Origin of the sequence: Corallococcus llansteffanensis (assembly GCF_003612055.1) — a bacterium.
Taxonomy (GTDB): Bacteria; Myxococcota; Myxococcia; order Myxococcales; family Myxococcaceae; genus Corallococcus; species Corallococcus llansteffanensis.
This window is the reverse complement of record NZ_RAWB01000144.1, coordinates 1-18,593: the sequence shown is the minus strand read 5'-3', so window position 1 is coordinate 18,593 and position 18,593 is coordinate 1. Positions and strand designations below refer to the sequence as shown.

The following is an 18,593-nucleotide window of genomic DNA, read 5'->3' as shown; positions in this document are numbered from 1 at the left end:
AGCCGGCTTCCAGCGTTCCATGCGCCACCTCCGTGAGGTGGCGACCTATGCACGCGGTGACAGCCCGCGTCGATCGCTCGCGCAAGTATTCGACTTTCCTCGGGCGGAAACCTGATCGGCGCTCTAGGATGCCTTGGCGCTGCACCTGGAGGGCCTCGCTCATGGCGAACAACCTCGGGAGTGCCAGGACGGAGTCAGGGGCATGGAGCACTCGGGCGGCACAGGACGAGTCCCACGTCACTGCTGCCTCCTTGTCGGCAAGACTGTTGGCATCCATTTCGATGCACGCGAGCGACGCCTTGCGCAGGGCCTGGATGAGAGCGGCATGGGTTCGTGCGCCGATGGCCCGCAGGCGCGTCTTTACCTTCAGCCAGCAGGATTCGATGGGATTGGGGTCGGGGCTGTAGGGCGGCAGGAAGAGGAGGTGAGCCGGGACCGTCGCTCGCCTCTCTGGGGGCGAAGACTCCGTCCGCGACGGGCCGCTGGAGGCGCCACGGCAGCCCTCTCCGTTCTCTCCACTGCCAGCAAATGCCAGACCCCGGGTGTTGCCGCAAGCCCCCCCGGTCGTGCTCCACCATCGCCCGTTTCGAGCCAGGAGCAGGAGGGCTGAGAGATGCGCACGGACATGGTGACGCAGCACGCGGTGGTGATTGCTGGAGGGGGCCCGACCGGGCTGATGCTGGCGGCGGAGCTGGCGTTGGCGCAGGTGGACGTGGCCATCGTCGAGCGGCGCGCCAGTCAGGAGGTCGCCGGCTCGCGCGCGCGGCCTGCACGCGCGCAGCCTGGAGGTGCTCGATCAGCGCGGAGTCGTCGAGCGCTTCGTCACGCAAGGGCAAGCGGTCCAGAACGTCTCATTCGGGCAGGCGCCTCTGGACCTCAGCGACTTCCCGACGCGTCACAACCATGGGCTCGCGCTCTTGCAGGAGCGCTTCGAGCGCATCCTGGCGGAGTGGGTGGGCGAGCTGGCGGTGCCCCTCTACCGTGGGTGCGAGGTGACGGGCTTCGCGCAGGACGACACCGGCGTCGACGTCGAGCTGTCCGACGGCCGTGCGCTGCGGGCGAAGTACCTCGTCGGGTGCGACGGGGGCCGCAGCCTCGTCCGCAAGGCGGCAGGCATCGAGTTCCCGGGGTGGGACGCGTCGATCAGCTACCTCATCGCCGAGGTCGAGATGACCGGAGCGCCAGCGTTCGGCATCCGCCGGGACGAGAAGGGCACCTACGCCATGGGCAAGCTGGAGGACGGACGCGTGGGCGTCGTGCTCAGAGAGGAGCAGGTCGGCACGGGCGACGCGCCGACCCTCGAGGGCCTGCGCGAGGGACTCGTCGCGCTCTACGGGACGGACTACGGCCTGTGCAGCGCCACGTACCTCTCGAGGTTCACCGACATGACGCGGCAGGCGGCGTCCTACCGCAATCTGCGGGTGCTCCTGGCCGGCGACGCGGCCCATGTGCACTCGCCGATGGGCGGACAGGGGCTCAACCTTGGCGTGCAGGATGCCGTGAACCTGGGGTGGAAGCTGGCCCAGGTCGTGCGCGGCGTCTCGCCGGAGAACCTGCTCTACACGTACCAGGCCGAGCGGCACCCCGTCGCGGCCCGTGCGCTGCGGAAGACGATGGCTCAGACCGCGCTGAGCCGTGGTGACGCGCGGATGGACGCCGTGCGCGAGACGCTGGCGGAGTTGCTGCGGATGGACGGGCCCCGCAAGCAGTACGCGGCGATGATGTCGGGGCTGGACGTCCACTACGACCTGGGCAACGGACACCCGCTGCTCGGGCGCCGCATGCCGGACCTCGACCTGGTCACCGCCGACGGCCCCCGGCGCGTGTTCCACCTGTTGCACGACGCGCGGCCGGTGCTGCTCGACCTGGGCGAGCCCGGCACTCTCGACATCACGCCCTGGGCGGACCGGGTTCGGAGGGTCGCTGCTCGCTACACGGGGGCGTGGGAGCTCCCGGTGCTCGGCGCGGTCACGGCGCCCGTTGCGGTGCTGATTCGACCGGACGGACACGTCGCGTGGGTCGGGGAGGGCACGGACTCGGGTCTGCGTGAGGTCCTGACCCGATGGTTCGGGCCGCCGCGTGCGACGTAACGCGTTTCGCTTGCCTCAGCGGACTCCGTCCGGCGGCCTGGCGGCAGTCTGCTCCTGGCGCGTCAGCGCATCGCCTGGGACGGCTCCCCCGGGACGCGAGCCTGCTGCGTCTTCTTCGTCGCGACGATGAACTCGAGCGGCGTGAGCACCTCGACGACGTTGGCCGCCGGCTTGGTTCCGAGCGTCCAGAACGTCGCTCCCTCAAGCGGAGGCAGAGGCGAAGCCGGAAGAGGCAAGCGAGCTGCCTTTAGCAGCGACGAGACAGGAGCCGACGCAGGAGCGCACGCCGCGGCTGGATGGGGCGGGGTTGCTGCGCAGGAGTTTCTTGCTGGACGTGTTCGCCTGCGGCAGGAGTGGAGGCAGCCACCCTCAACTGGCCTTCTCTTCGCACTATGCGTACGCCAACAGCATCGTGTTCCGGTTGGACAAGGACTTCGTCTCCACGGCGACCTTCGGCCACAACGAGACGGAGTTCCAGCAGCCGCACCACCTCATCCTGAACCTCGCGATAGGCGGCAACTGGTGCGGCCACCCGTCGCCGGACGCCATCGACCTGCCGTGGGGCGCGAAGAAGACCATGGAGGTTGAGTCGGTGTGCTGGTACCAGCCGGGCGGCGCGCAGTCGCTGGGGCTCACCAACGCCGGCTTCGAGCAGGGCCTGACGGGCTGGGACACCTGGAGCCCGAACGGCACCGGCTCCGCCGCCATCTCCGAGACCTACAACGGCGGACACTCGGGCAGCTTCCACCTGACGCACTGGACGTCGGGCTCTCCCTTCGAGGCCTGGACGTACCAGACGAAGTCGGGCCTCCAGGCGGGCACGTACAAGCTGCGCGCGTGGTTCCGCAAGGGCGGCACGTTCGACTTCGCGCGCTTCCAGGTGAAGACCTGCGGCTCGTGCGCGGCCTCCGTCAGCGACCTGGGCACCTACAGCGGCTACACGCTGGTGGAGACGCCCGCCGTCACCGTGCCGGCCAACGGCTACCTGGAGTTCGGCCTGCACAGCAAGGCGCCCACCCACAACGGCTCCAGCTTCATCCACATGGATGACGTGGAGCGGGTCCGCCTGTAGCCAGTCGCTACTCGAACGCCGGTGTAGACTGGAGTGCCTGCATCGGCGCATGGGCTCCCTGGCGAACTGGAGGATGGCTCGATGAAGTCCCACATCCAGCGGAGCACCCAGGCCGGACGGGGCCCGGAGGCGAATCCCCTTCGGGAAGCACGGCCGGAATGGGAGGGCGCCTCGGGTCCTGCGGTGTCACTGCCCTGGGAGGTTCGCGCCGGCATGGAGCGCTCCTTCCACACGGACTTCTCGCACGTGCGGCTGCACACGGGCTCCTGGGTGGGTCGCACCGGGGATGACGCGGCCACGCGGGGCGAGCACATCTTCTTCCGCCAGGGCCTGCCCCGTTTCGACACGCACGAGGACCGGGCACTGCTCGGTCATGAGCTGACGCACGTGGTGCGCCAGCGCCAGGGGATGCCGTACGGACCGGGGCGGCTCTCGCATCCCGGCATGGAATCCGAGGCCGACGCGATGGGTGAGCGCGCCGCGCTGGGGCAGCCCGTGTCACTCATGGGCGCGGGCTCCTCGGCCCATCCCGTGGACGGAGGGGCGCTGGCCCCAGGGCCCGTGCAGGGCGGCAAGAAGAAGGTGCTCCGACGCAGGAAGGCACGCGAGGCGCACCAGCGGCTCATCGAGGAGGAACGGCAGCAGGAAGCCCGGAAGCAACAGAAGAAGGAGGCCCGGGAGACGCAGCGGACCGAGGGCCCTTTGGTTCTGGAGAAGCGGATCTACGGACACCGCCCGGTCAAGAGGGTTCCCCAGGCCTACCAGGGGGTCGTCACTCAACTGCAAGCGGCATTGGCCGAGCTGAAGACGGCGCGCAGGGCTCAGAAGGTAGAGCTCGCGGCAGGGATCTACGAAGAGCGCGCATCTTTCGACGGGACGCTCACGAGACCGCAATTGAGCAAATTGCAAGGCGGATCCGAGTTCCTGCAAGATCGTTTCGGGGATACCGGGACCTACGTCCGCGACCTGCTCGCGACGAACATCACGCCCCAGAAACTGCAGGAGTACCTCCAGCTCAATCCCGAACTGGCCCAGGATCTGACGTTCTCGGGTGTCGCCAAAAACCACGAGACGCTCATCCGTTACAAAGGCAGGCACATCTACACACTGCAGGGCGGAGCGTCTGCCTTCTACCCCAAGCCGCGAGCCACGACTGAGGCACCCTTGCGTCGGACGCTCTTCTCCAAGCATGGCGCTCAAGCCGGCAAAGAATACGTCCTCGACGACCGGGGCGTGCCCACGCGCCGTTACGCCTATTCCGTCAAGGATGGAGATCAGGTGGGCATTCTCCGGCGCAATGACACGCTGAGGGGCAGGTTCATTTCCAAGGCCGGATATGCCAATGTCATGACAGCAACTGGCTATGATCAGGTGCAGCTCGGATCATTTCCGGGGACCATCGATCCGGACGCCCTGCTGAGCGAGAACGACATGGTCTTCGTTCACCAGGAGTTCGGATCCTCGGATCGTCAGCGAGGCGTGAGCATCGCCAGTTCGCCCACGCCGCTGCTCTCGAACGAGGCCCGAGGATTCGCGGATCCAACCAACGCGGACACACAGAAGCTCCGGATAGACCTTGCCACCATCCCGCGGCAGAGGCGGGGAGGCGCCCCGAACCTGATCAATCTCTACCAGCGCATCCCCGGCTTCGAGCAGCACAGAGTCCGAGTGCCTGACTTCTACAACTTGCGTCGGGGCAACGCTTCACGACCCCACGAGAGGCAAGGTCTGCAACACACCGCGGCAGCCGGACAGCAGCACTTCGACTGGTCGATCGGGAAGAACCGGGAGATGTTCCTGCGGGAGCTGACCCAGCAGAACCTGTCGGGGGTGGCCCCGCCCAATGCACTGGAGGATATGAGCTACATTCCTAGACGAGATGATCCGAGAGCTCCGCTGCCACTTGAGGTGCAGGTTCTCATCCGAGAGCTCCTGCGCGACGCGAAGGACACCCAGTTCGCTCCTCTCTGACTCGACTGGAGCACCCGCGCCGGTGTCTCCCGGCGCGCGCGGTTTCGCATCCACTCAGTGCAGGGGTGCTGGCCCGCACCGGCGCATCGTCGCTTCGCTACGGAGTCTGGGGCTTGAGTCCGGCGACGCTACAGTGTGGTCGAAAATCCCGGTCGCTCTTGTAGTCTCCGCCCATGAGTAAGCGGACCAGTGACAACAACGGCGCGACGTTCCTCATGGATGGGGAGGACTTCTTCGCTGCCTTCGTCGCGTGTCTGGACGAGGTGCGGCGCAGTGTCTCCGACGGGACCGTTTCGTTGTCGCAGCAGCAGGCTCCCGTGCCCGCGAACACCTACGTGCGGCTGGCCTACTGGGCCATGGAGCCGCACCTGCCCCTGAGCAAGGACACGCCCGACTTCACGCTGGAGGTGGCGCTGAAGCAGTTGGCGGACCTGGGCATCCACGTGGAGATCATCCTGTGGGATCCGGACGCCCTGTCGGCCAACGCCGGCGGCGACGAGAACTTCGCGAAGAAGGTGGCCCGCGGGAACCAGGCGGTGGAGAAGGCCCTGGGCGGCTACAAGAAGAAGATCCTCGTCTACCTGGAGAGTCACCCGGCGCTGGGGGGCGTGGGCCTGGGGCTGCACCAGAAGATGGCCCTCTTCTCCGTCGGAGGACGGCTCAAGGCGCTGGTGGGCGGCTTCAACATGGAGGAGGAGTACTGGGACACGGCCTACCACCACGGCCAACACCCCATCACGAAGCACGGGCACACCCTCCATGACACGGCGGTGTTGGTGGAAGGGCCGGTGACGTGTCACATCGAGGAGGAATGGCTGCGTCGGTGGATGCGGCAGGTGTCGTTCCAACTCTGGGAGACGCCGCCATACAAGGTCCGGGGCGCCGTCCGGGCGCTCGCCACGGATCAGCCCCAGGACGGCGGGCTGCGGATCTCCGTGCTGACGACGGGTGTCTCCGCCACGAGCACCGAACACAGCATCCGGGATGAAATCAAGACGCTCCTCCAGGGTGCCAACGCGTATGTCTATGCGGAGAACTACCAGTTCTTTGAGCCAGAGATCATCACGGAGATCTGCCGGAAGCTGAAGACGCAGAAGCAATTCCAGGTCTGCGTGGTGATCCCGGATCCCATCTGTGATCCGACGCAGGCGAACACCCAGTTGTCACGCATCGCGTACACCCGGATGTTGCTGGCGAGCTTCAAGGAGAAGGGCGGGACCAAGGGCAAGCTGGACGAAGCCCTGCTCAGCCTGCGGATCCACGACGTCACGGACCCGGTGAACAACGAGCAAGGGGTGTATTACAAGGTCCTCGACGCGAAGAAGCCGAAGGGCTGGATGGAGGGCACGAGGCTCCAGATGCGCCCTCCCGAACTCAAGGGCCAGAAGACCGTGAGCAAGCCGGTGGCGGTGGCGCTGGAGGCGATTGATGGACTGGACCTGGCGGAGGGCACCACGCCCCGCGTTCAGTTCTACTGCCCGGTGCGCTTCCCGGCGGACAGCGACCAGTACGCGGACAGCACGAAGATCTATGTGCACTCGAAGCTGATGCTCATCGACTCGCGACACGTCATCGTGGGCAGCGCGAACTTCGGCCATCGCAGCATGCAGTACGACGGGGAGATGAGCCTCCACATCCAGAGCGACGAGTTCGCGATCGAAGTGAAACGGAAGCTCTTTCCGCATTACAACGTGCACTCCATCAAGGAGGTGCCCGCGGCGCTCCGCGACGATGCGCGGAGCGCGCACAATCAGGTGCGGCTCATCCCCCGGAGTCCGGGCGAGCTGGGGGCGGGCTCCGAGAAGGTGAAGGAGAAGCTGCCCTTCCCACTGGACTACAGCTGGTTCTGAGCGCGGGTGCGGCGGCACGTCAGGTGAGGTTCAGGATGTTGGTGTCGATCTGGAGCTGCTTGGCGATCTGGGCGTCCTTCTTCCGCTTCGCCACCCGCTTCGACCTCAGGAACGTGCCGAACTCCGCGCGGGTTTTCGGCACGGTATAGTATTGCACGGCACTCTCGAACGTCTGGCGGAAGCGCTTGTCTGTTTTGCTTTCCAGCTCGTCGAAGGCGTCCTCCCGCGACCGTTTCTTGCCGGCGCTTGCCTTTGGGGGAATCCAGAAGTCCGAGATGTCAATGGGCAGGCTCAGGAACGTCGGATTGACGGGGGGCGCGCTGGGTTTGATCACCGAGCCCCCTCCCACCGTGGGCTGGGAGGCCTTGTCCTGCGGATAGGCCTGGACCGCGACCACCTTTTCCGTGGCCTTTCCACCGACCCGGAACCCTTTGCCAAAGCTGGTCGCGCTCGATTGGCCGAAGACGAATCCCTCTTCGGGTTGGGACTTCAACGCGGGATTCGCGGTGGGATCCAGGACGGCGGTGTCCACGCCGACGAAGTGCTTCAAGGGCACCGGCGGGACGGCGTCCTCCTTCAGGACGTGGTTCGGAAATTTCGTGCTGTCGACCGCCAGCTCTGCCTTCCAGACGTGGGGCACGCGCCGGGGAATCGTCATCGTCTTGGCGCCACCGTCCGTCTGCGTCACCGTGGACGGAATCACGCTCCAGGCCGCCAGGTCCGCGACCTTCACCGTGTAGTCCTGGTCGGCGTACTCGACGGCCACCTTCATGTCGATGGGCACGCTGGTGTCGAAGCGCTTGTTGACGGTGTCGTAGGGTCCCTTCTCCGCCATGATTTCCATCACGCGCCAGGCCGGCGAATTGAAGTCACGAAGCTGCGGCGCCAGGTTGTCCGCGCGGTAGCTGTCCTGGCCCAGGATCTTGTCGCTCACCAGGTGGCCGCCCGCATAGTTGAACTTGGCGGTGATGGGGCGGTCGAACATCGCCCGCTCGTGCTCACCGATGTTGCCGATCTCCGTCTGCGGCGCCGCGGCCTGGCGTGAACTCGGCGTGCGGCGCGTCCCCTCCACCACCACGTGGATGGAGTTGGGCCGGTCCACGGCGTCGTAGATCTTCTTCGAGCTCTTGATGAACTCGCTGGGCCGGACCTGCGCTCCGTTCTGGATGGGGTAGGGGTAGTCGCCCAACTGCGTCTTGAGGTTGTCGTTGAGGACGGAGATGGGGTGCTTGACGGACGTGGAGTTCGGGGTGCCGACGATGTGGGGGCTCTTCATCTGGATGACGTCGGCGCTGGCCTGGGAAGACGCCGCATCCGGGACGTGCCCGACGGAGACGGACCGGCCGCTGACCGCCGCGCGCCCCAGGGCGTCCGCTTCGCGCTCCAGCCCCGCGTCCGCGTTCACCTTCGCCCCGCCCAGCGAGAAGCCGCCCCCCACGCGGTCCTGGCGCTGACGCACCACGTGCGCGAGCTCGTGGCCGATCAGCTCCAGGCCGCGAGTGCTGGAAGGATCATAGTGGCCCCGCGCGAAGCGGATGGTGTCGCCTCGGGTGTACGCCTGCGCGTCGAAGGGCAGCGCATCACGGCTCTGGTCGATCCGGACGGACCGGAAGTCGGCCCCGAAGGCATCCTCCATGCGGGTGCGCACGGGCTCCGACAAGGGCTCGCCCCGTCGCTCGGACAGGCTCGGCCCGGATGGCACGGGGGTCTTCGCCATCTTCGCGCCCATCGTCCACCTCGCTGCCGTCACCACTCCAGCGCCTGACGCTATCACGCGCGAGCACGGTGCTCCGTTGGGGACACCGCGTTGACGCGTTCGCCCGCGTCCTGTTACCTCGACGGTCGCCCCTCCAGGAGTCCCCATCCATGAATGCGCCCGAAGCCAGTCCGCGGCTCGACGAAATGCCCTCCGCGCCTGGCCCTGCCCGCGCCCACCTGGACGCGGAGCTGGCGCGGTTGCGCGCCATCGTGCGCCGCGCGACGGCGGAGGACTCAGGGGAGGCGGAGCGTGGGCCGCTGGACCTCACGGCGCTCCAGGACGCCATCCGCCAGCAGGTGGACGCCGCGGACTCGGCGGGACTTCGCCTGCCTCTCGTCCAGCTCGCGCGGACGTTCCACCTGTCGCGTCTGGACCTGGATCTCCTCCTGCTCGCGCTCGCGCCGCTCCTGGATCCAAGCTTCGGCGAAACCTACGCGAGCCTGCTGGGAGATCCCCGCCGGACCTATCCCACCGTCGATTCCGCGAGGACGTTGCTCGCCCCGGTGCTCGGCGATGCGGGCGACCTCATCGAGGCCTTCCACCCGGAGGCGCCCCTGCTGCGCTGGGAGCTGCTCGCGATGGAAGGCGTCCGGGACACGGTCTCCAGCGACCTGTACCTCCGGCCCTTCTTCATCGACCTGGAGATCCTGCACTTCATCATGGCGTCGGATCACCCGGGCCCGTTCGCGGAGGGACTCGCACTCGTTGCTCCGGAGGTGCCGGAGGACTACCGGCTGGGCTCGGCCGCGGTGCGCGCGCTCGGCACCTTGTGCGAGCGCCTGAAGGAGGGCGTCCCCCAGGGCTTCCGCTTCGCCGTCGAGGTGCATGGCCCCGCGGTGGGCGAGGCCCTGCCGTGGCTGGCGGCGGCGACCGGGACGCTGGGGCTCCAGCTCTTCTCCCTGGAAGCAGGCCGGCTGCTGGAGGGGACCACCCCACCGGAGCGGCGAGCGCGTCGCATCACCCGGACGCTGGCCCTGGAGCGTGGCGCCCTGGTGCTTCGGGGCGCGGACCGGTGCTTCGCGGAGGACGCGCCAGCCGGGGCGCGCCGCGTCTTCGCGGAAGTGCTCGGTGAGCTGCCGTTCGTGTACCTGCTGCTCGAAAAGCCGCTGTCCGCGGGCAGACGCCGCACGCTCCCCGAGGCGCTCCGGAGCCTCGAAGTCGAGCTGGGCCTGCCCGGTCCGGAGGAGCGGGCGCAGGCGCTCACGCAGACGCTGGGCGCGCTCGCCGTGCCCGTGGATCCGGACCTGGACCCCGCGGCCCTGGCGGACGCCTTCAACCTCACGGGCATGCAGTTGCGCGACGCCGTCCTCGCGGCGCACGAGCGCGCCCGGACGCGGCCGCGAGGCGGTGGGAGGATCTCCCGGCAGGATCTGGTCGCGGGCGCCTTCGCGCAGACGGAGCACCGCCTGGGACAGCTCGCGCGGCGGATCGAGCCTGGCTCCACCTGGGAGGATCTCGTGCTGCCGGAGTCGTCGGTCCGGCAACTGCGGCTGCTCTGCGTCCACCGGCAGCAGCGCCGCCACGTCCTGGAGCAGTGGGGCTTCGGTGAGAAGGTGCTCTACGGTGGCGGGACGCATGCGCTGTTCAGCGGTCCTCCCGGCACCGGCAAGACGATGGCCGCGCGCATCATCGCCGGGGCGCTGGGCCTGCCCCTCTTCGCGGTGGATCTCGCTTCGGTCGTGAGCAAGTACATCGGTGAGACGGAGAAGAGCCTGGGCCAGGTGTTCGACGAGGCCGCGCGCTCGAACGCCATCCTCTTCTTCGATGAGGCCGATGCGCTCTTCGCCAAGCGCACCGAGGTGAAGGGCTCTCACGATCGGTACGCGAACCTGGAGACCGGCTACCTGCTGCAACGGATGGAGCAGCACGAGGGCATCACCCTGCTGGCCAGCAACATGCGCGACAACCTGGACGCGGCGTTCGCGCGAAGGCTGTCGTTCATCATCGACTTCCCGTTTCCAGACGTGGGTCGCCGCCGACAGCTTCTTGACAAGTTCGTGCCCCGTGCGGCGCCCGTCGATGGCGGTGTGGACTGGCACTACCTGGCAGAGAAGCTCGAGCTTTCCGGTGGCAGCCTGCGCAATGTCGTCCTCGACGCGGCGTTCCAGGCGGTGGACCGGGGGACGTCCATCGACATGCGGGCGCTGCTCTCCGCCGCGCGGCGCGAGTACGGGAAGCTGGGCCGGGCCTTCCTGCCGGGTGACTTCCAGGAGTACGCCGAACTGCTCACCGAGTCCCCGGAGCGCTGATCCGAGGGCAACCCCTGACGTCGCATCACCTTGTCAGGGGGGCGTGACGAAAGCCTTCAATGGTTGACACACTCCATGTCCCTGGGTCTCATGCCGGACGCTCGCATCCGGAGCTTCACGGCCGCAAGGGGACAACATCATGGCAGACGCAGGCTATCGAAGCATCGAGGTTTCCGTCATCAACAACACGCAGGCCACGCTGAACGTGCGCACCGCGACCATCACCGGCGTCGACACGGGATGGATCGACGGGGAGCAGGCCACGGTGGGCGAGCCCATCGAGCAGTACGCCGGCGCGCTCTGGGGCGTGTCCACGGACAACCCCGCCGCGACCGCGGGCGCCACCGTGCACCTGAGCGGTTTCGGAACCGTTCCCGTCGCGATCGACTTCCGCAACGATCAGTTCGGCACCAGCACGGTCAACGCGACGGGCAACGACAAGATCCGCACCAGCGTCGGTCAGCTCCAGACGTCGGACCCCAACCACACCATCTTCCAGGTGGAGCTGCTGCCGGCCCAGACCATCGCCCACACGCAGGCCCTGGCGCTGCGCGGCGCGGGTGGCATCGCCGGCATCCTGGCTGCCCACAAGAAGGACAAGTAGTCCTTCGCGGGGCGCTGTCGTCCCTGCCAGCGGCCGCCCGGTTCACACCGGGCGGCCGTTGTGTTTCCAGGACGCGGGGAAGCGCCGGTGCGCAGGCTCCCCGTTCGCGTCAGTCGTCGCGGTCGTTGTTGCCGCGGCGGGGGTCGTGCAGGGTGATGGACACCACGACGGCGTCGGGCTGCCGGTCGTCGATGTTCACGTCCTTGCGGCACCCGTCCGGAATACCCTCCGGCGTGAAGTCGAACCGGCCCACCCACGGCAGGGTCCATGACAACCGGATGTAGCCGTGGACCGATCCCATCCGCACGAAGGCGCTGGTTCCCGAACCAATCACCGTCGACTCGCTCATCCACGTCACCGCGGACTGCGGCGGGACTTCGTCCCCCTGCTTCGGCGCCAGCTTGTCCGTCCATTGCCCTTTCAGGGTGGCCACACCCTGCACGGTGAGCACCTGGTTCGTGCTGTTCTGGAAGACCACCTTGACACTTCGGTAGACCGTCATGGCTCGTTCCTTCTTCGTACCAGGGTGACCATCATCACGACCTGGTCGAAGTTCTCGGTGTTGAAGTCGATGAGGTAGTCGAGGGGCGGGGGGACCTTGACCTCTTGAGTCCGCTGGCCCACGTCGAAGTAGGGCATGTTCCAGGAGATGTCGATGTAGCCCTTGGTGCAGCCCAGGCGCAGGAAGCCCATGACGCCCACGCCATCCACCGTGGACTGGTTCAGCCACTTCGCTGAACTCTGCTTCTCCACCACGTCGCCGCGGCGCGGCGCGGCGGGCGGGCCCCACTCGCCGCGCATCACCTCCGCGCTTTCGAGCGTGAGCAGCTCATTGGTGTTGTTCTGGAGCACGACGTCCATGCTCCTCAAGACCATCTGCACGGTCAGCTCCCTGGAGGAACAGCGCTGGAGGCCACGCGATCCTGCGTCACGGTGACCAGCACCGCGATGGAGGCCGGCTCGTCGTCATTCACGCGGATGGCGACATGGCGGAGGGGGGAGGCGAACGTCACGTCACAGGTGAAGTCGCCAATCCAGGGCAGGTGCCACTGGACGTTCAGGTAGCCGTTCTGCGACCCCAGCCGCGCGTAGGCCTGGGTTCCCCGCTGGAGCACGACGGACTCCGTGGCGAAGGCGCGCGCGCTCTGCCGCTCGAGCGTGTCGCCATTCTTCAGACCGAGGCCGGAGCTCCACGCGCCCAGGAGCACCTCCGTGCCCTCCACGGTCATCACGTCATCCGTGCTGTTCTGCAGCACCACGCGGACGCTGCGATACGCGATGGGCATTCCGTCCTCGGCCAGACTCCGTCCGGCGAATGCTAGCCTACTCCCGCCGCGTTCCCACCACTCCCATGGTGTTGACGAGATAGGCGCCCGAAAACTCCGTGTCCCGCAGGTCCGCGCCGGTGAGGTCGGCCTGGTGCAGGTTCGAACCCGTGAGCCGGGCCCCCGCCAGTCGCGCGCCGCGCAGGTTCGCCCGCATGAGGTGGGCGCTGGACAGGTCGCAGCCCTCCAGGTTCGCGCCGTTGGCCTTCGTACCTGTCAGGTTGGCTCCGCGCAGCATGGCGCCCTGGAGGTCGGCGTCGGTCAGATCCGCATGGCTCAGGTCCGCTTCCGTCAGGTTGGCGCGGCAAAGCCGGCTGCGGACCATCCGTGCCTGGATCAGCCGTGCGCCCACGAGGGAGGCCTCCGTCAGGTCGGCGTCCCAGAGGTCCGCGTCCTTCAGGCGGGACTGGTCCAGGCGCGCGCGGGCCAGGTGCGCACCGCGCAGGCCCGTGCCGAGCAGATCCGCGTGGCTCAGGTCCGCGTCCTCCAGCCACGCGCCCGTGAAGACGAGCCGCCGGAAGTCCGCATGGCGCAGGTCGGCCTTGCGCAGATCCACGCCGTCCATGGGCCAGATGCGCGCCAGGTGCCGCTTCTGCGCGAGCAGGAGCCAGGGCGCTCCCCCTTTCCTGAGGGCGCGGACCTGCTCCTCCTGCGTCCAGTCCCGGGTGTTGCCGCCCTCTGGGTAGCAACTGGAGAACCAGCTCACGGCCTCGTCGCACGCGCCCTGGGCCCGAAAGTGATCCGCGTGGACGAAGGCGGAGGCTTCCGGGAGCACGCGCAGGGCGTTGGCCATGTCCTCCAGGCTGGAGAGCTGCTGCACGCCCGGGCCCGGCGCGATGGTGGTGCCTCCGTCCAGCACCAGCAGGGGCTTGTTCCTGCCGAGCGCCAGCCCCGTGGCGAGGAAGGACTCGTTCTGCCGGGGACGGACGACGAGCACCGCCTGGGACTGATCGATGGCGGTGGCGAGCGCGAGTCCGCTCACATGGCGCGGATCCACCCGCTGGTAGTCATGGCCCTCGGCGCGCAGGCGCAGCGCGGCCTCGCTGGCCAGGGGCTCCGCTTCGTCCGCGACGATGCACACGTTCAGCATGGGGGCCTCAGATGATGCGCATCAGCTTGAGCAGCGACATGAACGGAGGCACGGCGCTGGCCTTCTGCGTCTGCACCGCTTCGCCTCCGACGTATTCCGAGGACTCCGTGGGGGTGGGCGGGAGCGTCAGCGCGTTGTCCAGCTTGTGGATGTGCTCCGCCAGCGCCAGCTTCTTCTGGGACAGGATGGTGCCCGAGTTCTGGGGCGTGGGGTCGAACTGGGCCTGGATGTCGTGCTGGTGGTGGATGGAGTGTGTGTGGACCTGGAGCACCACGTCGTGCGTGTGCTCCTCCTCCCCGCCGGTGGTTCCAATCTCCTCGTAGCTCGACACCGAGCGCACGAACAGGTCGCGCAGGTCGGGCAGCCGCTGGCCCACCAGCGGACTGTCCGGATGGGTCACCGTGCTGCCGTCGCAGATCTGGAAGCCCTCGAGGATGACTTGCGAGGAGTCAGGGGGCCGCCACGCGTCCACGATGGTGCCGATGGGGATGGGCACCACCGCCACCGTCTGCTCCGAGCCGTCGGGGAAGATGAGGCCGCCCGTCGCATCGATGATGCCGTTGACGGTGAGCGCGTCGACCGGGACCCGCGTACCGATGCCGACGAAGCCCCTTCCACCGGAGACGGTCAGCGTTGGCGCATGCGTCGCGTCCGGGGCCCCCGCCGTGAGCAGCAGGTCGCCTGTGTCCCGCAGCGTCAGCCCACCCGTGGGCAGGAAGGTGATGGCGTGGGCGGAGGGATCGCCGCTCCAGATCTGGCCGCCTCCCAGGAAGCGGACGGCCGTGCCTCCGTCGAGCCGCACGTCACCGTGGGCGACGTGCACGGACGCCTCGGGTGTCTCGGTGCCGATGCCCACGCGCCCCTCCGCGGTGACCGCGAGCACCGGTTGGCCATTGCCCTGGGCGATGCGCGCGAGCAGCCGCGTCTGGATTTGAAAGGGCGTTTCTCCGCCGGGCGCGGCGTCGTCACCCAGCCGTCCCAGGGTGAGCACGTTCGCGCCGTGGATCTCCTCGATGATGGCCTGCACGGCCCCGGCCCGGAGCACGTCGCCCACGCGCAGCTCCGTGGAGAACGCGGTCCCGTTGCCGTACGCCGTGAGCCGGCCGCCCTGGAGACCCCGGCCGGCCGAGGGCGCTTCGGTGAGCACGAGGCTTCCCCGGCCCACCGACTGACCGGCGCCGACGACATCGAGCCCGGCCGTGGGGATCCCCACGCCCACGCCCAGGGCGCCCTGGATGGCGGCGGAACCCAGGAGGTTGATCTTCGGTGCCTCCACGTGGAGCGCTCCCGCCTCGGGGCCCGCCCAGAGCCGCGCGGGGCTGGTCGTGGGGTTCGTGAAGGCCAGCGTGCCCACGACGAGGCTGCTGTAGCGACGCGCGTCGACGTCGATGGCGACGACCTCCCGGTACACCGACAGCGTCACGCTCCCGAGGACGAGCTCCACCGAGGCGTCATCGGGAGGGGCCGCGAGCGCGCGGACGCGCGGGGCGACGCGGGTCCGCAGGAACCAGGTCCCCTGGGCGTCTCCGACCTGTGATACCGGAGCCTCGTCGTAGCGCACGGTGATGTAGAGCTCCGATTCGGCGAGGGCCTGGAGGTCCACGGTGACGGGCGCGGACAGCACCAACTGGCGACCGAGCGAATCGAGCGCCATGCCCGCGTTCACGGAGACGAGGTTCGTGCCGGACGCGCGCAGCTCCAGTCCTTCCGTGATGCCCCAGGTGTGAAGGCCCTGGTTCGCCGTCCGGTCCTGCGCGAGCTGGTATTCCTGCTGGAGCGACAGGTCCTCCGCCTGGAGGAGCGCTCCCGGCAGGAACAGCGGTCTCTGGTTCCCGGGACTCATCGTGTCCTCACTTGATCCGGATGAGCTTCAGCAGCCCGTAGAAGGGCGGAAGCAGGGAGGCCGGCCCGGAAGGGGCCTGGGTCCCCGCGTCGCCGTTGTCCCGGGTGTTCGTCGTGGCGGACGAGAAGATCTGCGCCCGGAAGTTGTGGACGTGGCCCCGGTCGCAGAACTGGCTCGCGAGCCGGTCGGCGGGGCCGTCGTTGCCGTTCGCCTGTCCACTCAGCCCGGCGTAGTCGGGGTGGGTGTGCTGGAACGGATGGTTGTGCGCGGGCACCGTGTAGACGTGCACGTGGGTGTCGCTGCCGCCAGGCCCCACGTCGTTCACCGAGCCGACGCCCCGGATGAAGCGCGAGGTGAGGGATGGAAGCTGCTTGCCGTAGAAGGGGCTGTCCTCGTCGTCGACGGTGCTGCCGTCGCAGATCCGGTATTCGTCGGGGATCTGCACCTGGGCGTTGGGCCGCCACCAGTCGATGATGCCCCCAATGGGGAGGGCGATCTCCGCGGTCTCCTGCACCGTGCCGTCGGGGAACACGAAGCCACCCGTGATCCCCCGCGCCTCGTCGCCGACGGAGCGCAGGGCGCCTTCGACGACGAGCGCATCCCCCGGTGCGTCCGTGCCGAGTCCCACGTTGCCGCTCGCCGCGAGGAAAAGGCCGAAGGGCAGGGGAGACAGGGCCGTGCTGGCGCGCAGGTGGAGGTCGCCCGCGGTGCGAAGTCCCAGGAAGCCCTCGCGTTGATTGAAGCGGATCTCCTGGGCTCCGGTGAGATCCTGGATCCGGCCGTCCGCCTGGAACTCCACCGCGCCCTCGCGCAGCAGGACATCCCCTCCGGAGACCGCGAGCCGCGCGGGCGTTCCCGACAGGTCCCTGCCAATCCGGACCTGGGCCGTCGCGTCGCACGTCAGGAGCGCACGACCGTCAGGCGAAGCGAACCGGGCAATGGACTCGCGGCGGAACTGCCAGAGCGCGTCCTGGGCTTCCAGGGGGGACGCGGTGACCACGCGCCCATCCGGAAGGACGGCGGCGATGGCGCTCTGGACCTGTTGCCCCTGACGGTCCCGGGTGAGGATCCGGTCGCCCACCGCCAGCAGCCTTCCGAGCGTCGGATCCGTGCCGGTGACGAGCGTTCCGTCGCTGGACAGGAGCCCGGGGCCCACGAGCGGCGCGTTGGGTTCGCGGATGTCGAGCGGGCTGGTCGGGAGCGTCGTGCCGATGCCGAGCATGCCGCCCTGGAGCGACACCGTGGCTTCCCGTGGCGCTTGCAGGGGCTGGATGCGCAGCTCGTTCGCGCTGATCCGCACCCCATGGTCCTCCGCCGCCGACCAGCCCAGCAGCGACGGCTCCCGCGTGCGCGCGAGCCGTGGGCTGACGAACCGCAGCGCGCCGACTTCCAGGCCCGCATGGCGGCGCAGGGTGAAGTCCAGGGTCGGCCCCGCCGACACGCTCGCGAGCACCAGCCGCGGCTCCGGGTCGGGGGCTCCCAGGGGCTCCCATGACAGCTCCGCGGACTCGCGCAGGCGCGGCAGTCCATCGGGTTGCAACGGGGGGATGACCTCCTCGGTCCGGGTGAGGACGAGTCGGCTGGCGACGAAAGGCACGGGGAGGTCCGCGTCCCGAGGCTCCGTGAGGCTCACGAGCTGGCCCGAAGGATCGACGGCGATTCCGGGGGACACCGTCACCCGGAGCTGGTTCGCGCTGAGCGAGACGGCGAGGCCGGTGGCGATGCCCCACGTGTGCAGCACCCCGTCGTGCGTGTGGCGCAGGCGCGCCAGGTAGTCCTGTTCGGCCGAGTAGTCACCCGCCGCCAGGAACTCCCCCGGAAAGTAGCGGGGCTTCTCCAGCTTCGTCGTCATGGCGTGCCCTCGTTCCTCACCGGATGCGCATGATCTTCACGAGCCCGAAGTAGGACGGAAGGTTCGCGGTGGTCTGCGTCACGGCCGGGGGGCTCACGATGCCCGAGTTCTCGTGGGAGGTGGTTGTGTCCGTCTCATCGACCCGGATCTCGACGGCGTGCTGGTGGTCGAAGCTGGTGAGCTTGTCGTCGGTGGCGTCGGAGTAGGGCTCGCCCAGTGTGTTGCTCGACGTTCCCCGGAACCACCCGTGGTTGTGGGCCACGCCATGGGTGTGCTGGGGCACCTGCGTGAGCAGGTGCGAATGGCTCTGCGCCCCCCCGCGCTGCCCGATGCTCATGTAGTCCCCCGTGCCCCGGACGAAGAGGCCCCGGAGATCCGGCAGCCGCACCCCGTTCAGGGGCGAGCCCGGGTCGTTGATCACGTGGCCGTCACAGATGGCGAACGCCGCGGGCAGGAGCAGCACCACCCCCTTGGGCAACCACCAGTCGATGATCATTCCGACCCGGACCGTGGTGGAGCGGGCCGCGGTGGGCTGCACCTTTCCGTCCGAGAACCGGAAGCCTCCCTGGAGCGCACGCACGCGCCCGAGCACGGAGAGCCGCGCCTGGGGAACGTCCTGGGCGCCTGTGATGGTCGCGTGTCCGTTGGGGTACAGCATCACCGGGGGCATGCCCGTGCCCGCCTGGAGCTGGATCCTCCCGGAGTCGGCGCTCTCGGTCTCCAGGGCCACCAGCTCCATCCGGGGCGGCGCGTCCTGGAAGGAGAGGCTGCTCGTGCCGTCCTCGGCGCGCAGCGTGCCCGGACCCTCGAAGAGAAGCGCCTGCCCCGCGTCCATCCGGAGAGCTCCCGCGATGTCCAGCCGGGCCTGGGGCGCGTCGACGCCCACCC

At 68.5% G+C, this 18,593-nt stretch carries 15 protein-coding genes and 1 pseudogene; 6 read left to right on the top strand and 10 right to left on the bottom strand.

Annotated features, from left to right (window positions below; genetic code table 11):
* Positions 1–640: transposase (locus D7V93_RS47685; protein ID WP_208723038.1), on the bottom strand; the 640-nt coding region annotated here is incomplete at its 3' end.
* Here D7V93_RS47685 and D7V93_RS15815 point away from each other — a divergent pair.
* Positions 614–2,090, top strand: a pseudogene (locus D7V93_RS15815) (FAD-dependent monooxygenase). The gene D7V93_RS47685 and the pseudogene D7V93_RS15815 overlap by 27 nt on opposite strands.
* A 62-nt stretch (positions 2,091–2,152) precedes the next feature.
* Here D7V93_RS15815 and D7V93_RS44950 read toward each other — a convergent pair.
* Entirely contained in the window at positions 2,153–2,326 is a 174-nt protein-coding gene (locus D7V93_RS44950; protein WP_158623759.1) for a hypothetical protein, read from the bottom strand.
* An 89-nt stretch (positions 2,327–2,415) separates the two neighbouring features.
* On the opposite strand from D7V93_RS44950, the gene D7V93_RS46630 reads away from it, so the two are divergent.
* The 3 genes from D7V93_RS46630 to D7V93_RS15795 all read left to right on the top strand — a co-directional run bounded on the left by D7V93_RS46630 (position 2,416) and on the right by D7V93_RS15795 (position 6,983).
* Complete coding sequence (locus tag D7V93_RS46630) at positions 2,416–3,162, top strand: LamG domain-containing protein (RefSeq protein WP_244237334.1); 747 nt, start codon at positions 2,416–2,418, stop codon at positions 3,160–3,162.
* Positions 3,163–3,243: 81 nt separating this feature from the next.
* Positions 3,244–5,133 (top strand): eCIS core domain-containing protein, encoded by a 1,890-nt coding sequence (locus tag D7V93_RS15800; RefSeq protein ID WP_120644212.1) that lies wholly within the window; start codon positions 3,244–3,246, stop codon positions 5,131–5,133.
* A gap of 173 nt (positions 5,134–5,306) precedes the next feature.
* A complete protein-coding gene (locus tag D7V93_RS15795; protein ID WP_120644211.1) occupies positions 5,307–6,983 on the top strand; it encodes a phospholipase D-like domain-containing protein in 1,677 nt (558 codons plus the stop codon).
* Positions 6,984–7,002: 19 nt separating this feature from the next.
* On the opposite strand, the gene D7V93_RS15790 is transcribed toward D7V93_RS15795, so the two are convergent.
* Positions 7,003–8,700, bottom strand: coding sequence for an eCIS core domain-containing protein (locus D7V93_RS15790; RefSeq protein ID WP_158623757.1), 1,698 nt, complete (start codon positions 8,698–8,700; stop codon positions 7,003–7,005).
* Between D7V93_RS15790 and D7V93_RS15785 the strand changes: the two genes are divergently transcribed.
* Positions 8,679–10,991 carry an ATP-binding protein gene (locus D7V93_RS15785; protein WP_372338319.1) on the top strand — a complete coding sequence of 771 codons (2,313 nt, stop codon included), beginning with the start codon at positions 8,679–8,681 and terminating at the stop codon, positions 10,989–10,991. The two genes, D7V93_RS15790 and D7V93_RS15785, sit on opposite strands and share 22 nt — an antisense overlap.
* A gap of 139 nt (positions 10,992–11,130) precedes the next feature.
* Positions 11,131–11,595: a hypothetical protein gene (locus D7V93_RS15780; protein WP_120644208.1), complete on the top strand. Its 465-nt coding sequence runs from the start codon at positions 11,131–11,133 to the stop codon at positions 11,593–11,595.
* Between the two features lie 109 nt (positions 11,596–11,704).
* On the opposite strand, the gene D7V93_RS15775 is transcribed toward D7V93_RS15780, so the two are convergent.
* The 7 genes from D7V93_RS15775 to D7V93_RS44945 all read right to left on the bottom strand — a co-directional run.
* Positions 11,705–12,097, bottom strand: coding sequence for a hypothetical protein (locus D7V93_RS15775; protein WP_120609453.1), 393 nt, complete (start codon positions 12,095–12,097; stop codon positions 11,705–11,707).
* Positions 12,094–12,477 (bottom strand): hypothetical protein, encoded by a 384-nt coding sequence (locus D7V93_RS15770; protein WP_158623756.1) that lies wholly within the window; start codon positions 12,475–12,477, stop codon positions 12,094–12,096. The genes D7V93_RS15775 and D7V93_RS15770 overlap by 4 nt, the downstream gene beginning before the upstream one ends.
* Positions 12,478–12,479: 2 nt before the next feature.
* On the bottom strand, positions 12,480–12,881 hold the full coding sequence (locus tag D7V93_RS15765; protein ID WP_120644206.1) for a hypothetical protein: 402 nt from the start codon (positions 12,879–12,881) through the stop codon (positions 12,480–12,482).
* 37 nt (positions 12,882–12,918) lie between these two features.
* Positions 12,919–14,010, bottom strand: coding sequence for a pentapeptide repeat-containing protein (locus D7V93_RS15760; RefSeq protein WP_120644205.1), 1,092 nt, complete (start codon positions 14,008–14,010; stop codon positions 12,919–12,921).
* A gap of 7 nt (positions 14,011–14,017) precedes the next feature.
* A complete protein-coding gene (locus D7V93_RS15755; RefSeq protein WP_120644204.1) occupies positions 14,018–15,853 on the bottom strand; it encodes a hypothetical protein in 1,836 nt (611 codons plus the stop codon).
* Positions 15,854–15,860: 7 nt separating this feature from the next.
* Positions 15,861–17,705, bottom strand: coding sequence for a translocation/assembly module TamB domain-containing protein (locus D7V93_RS15750; RefSeq protein WP_120644203.1), 1,845 nt, complete (start codon positions 17,703–17,705; stop codon positions 15,861–15,863).
* A gap of 16 nt (positions 17,706–17,721) precedes the next feature.
* Positions 17,722–18,593: hypothetical protein (locus D7V93_RS44945; protein WP_208723037.1), on the bottom strand; the 872-nt coding region annotated here is incomplete at its 5' end.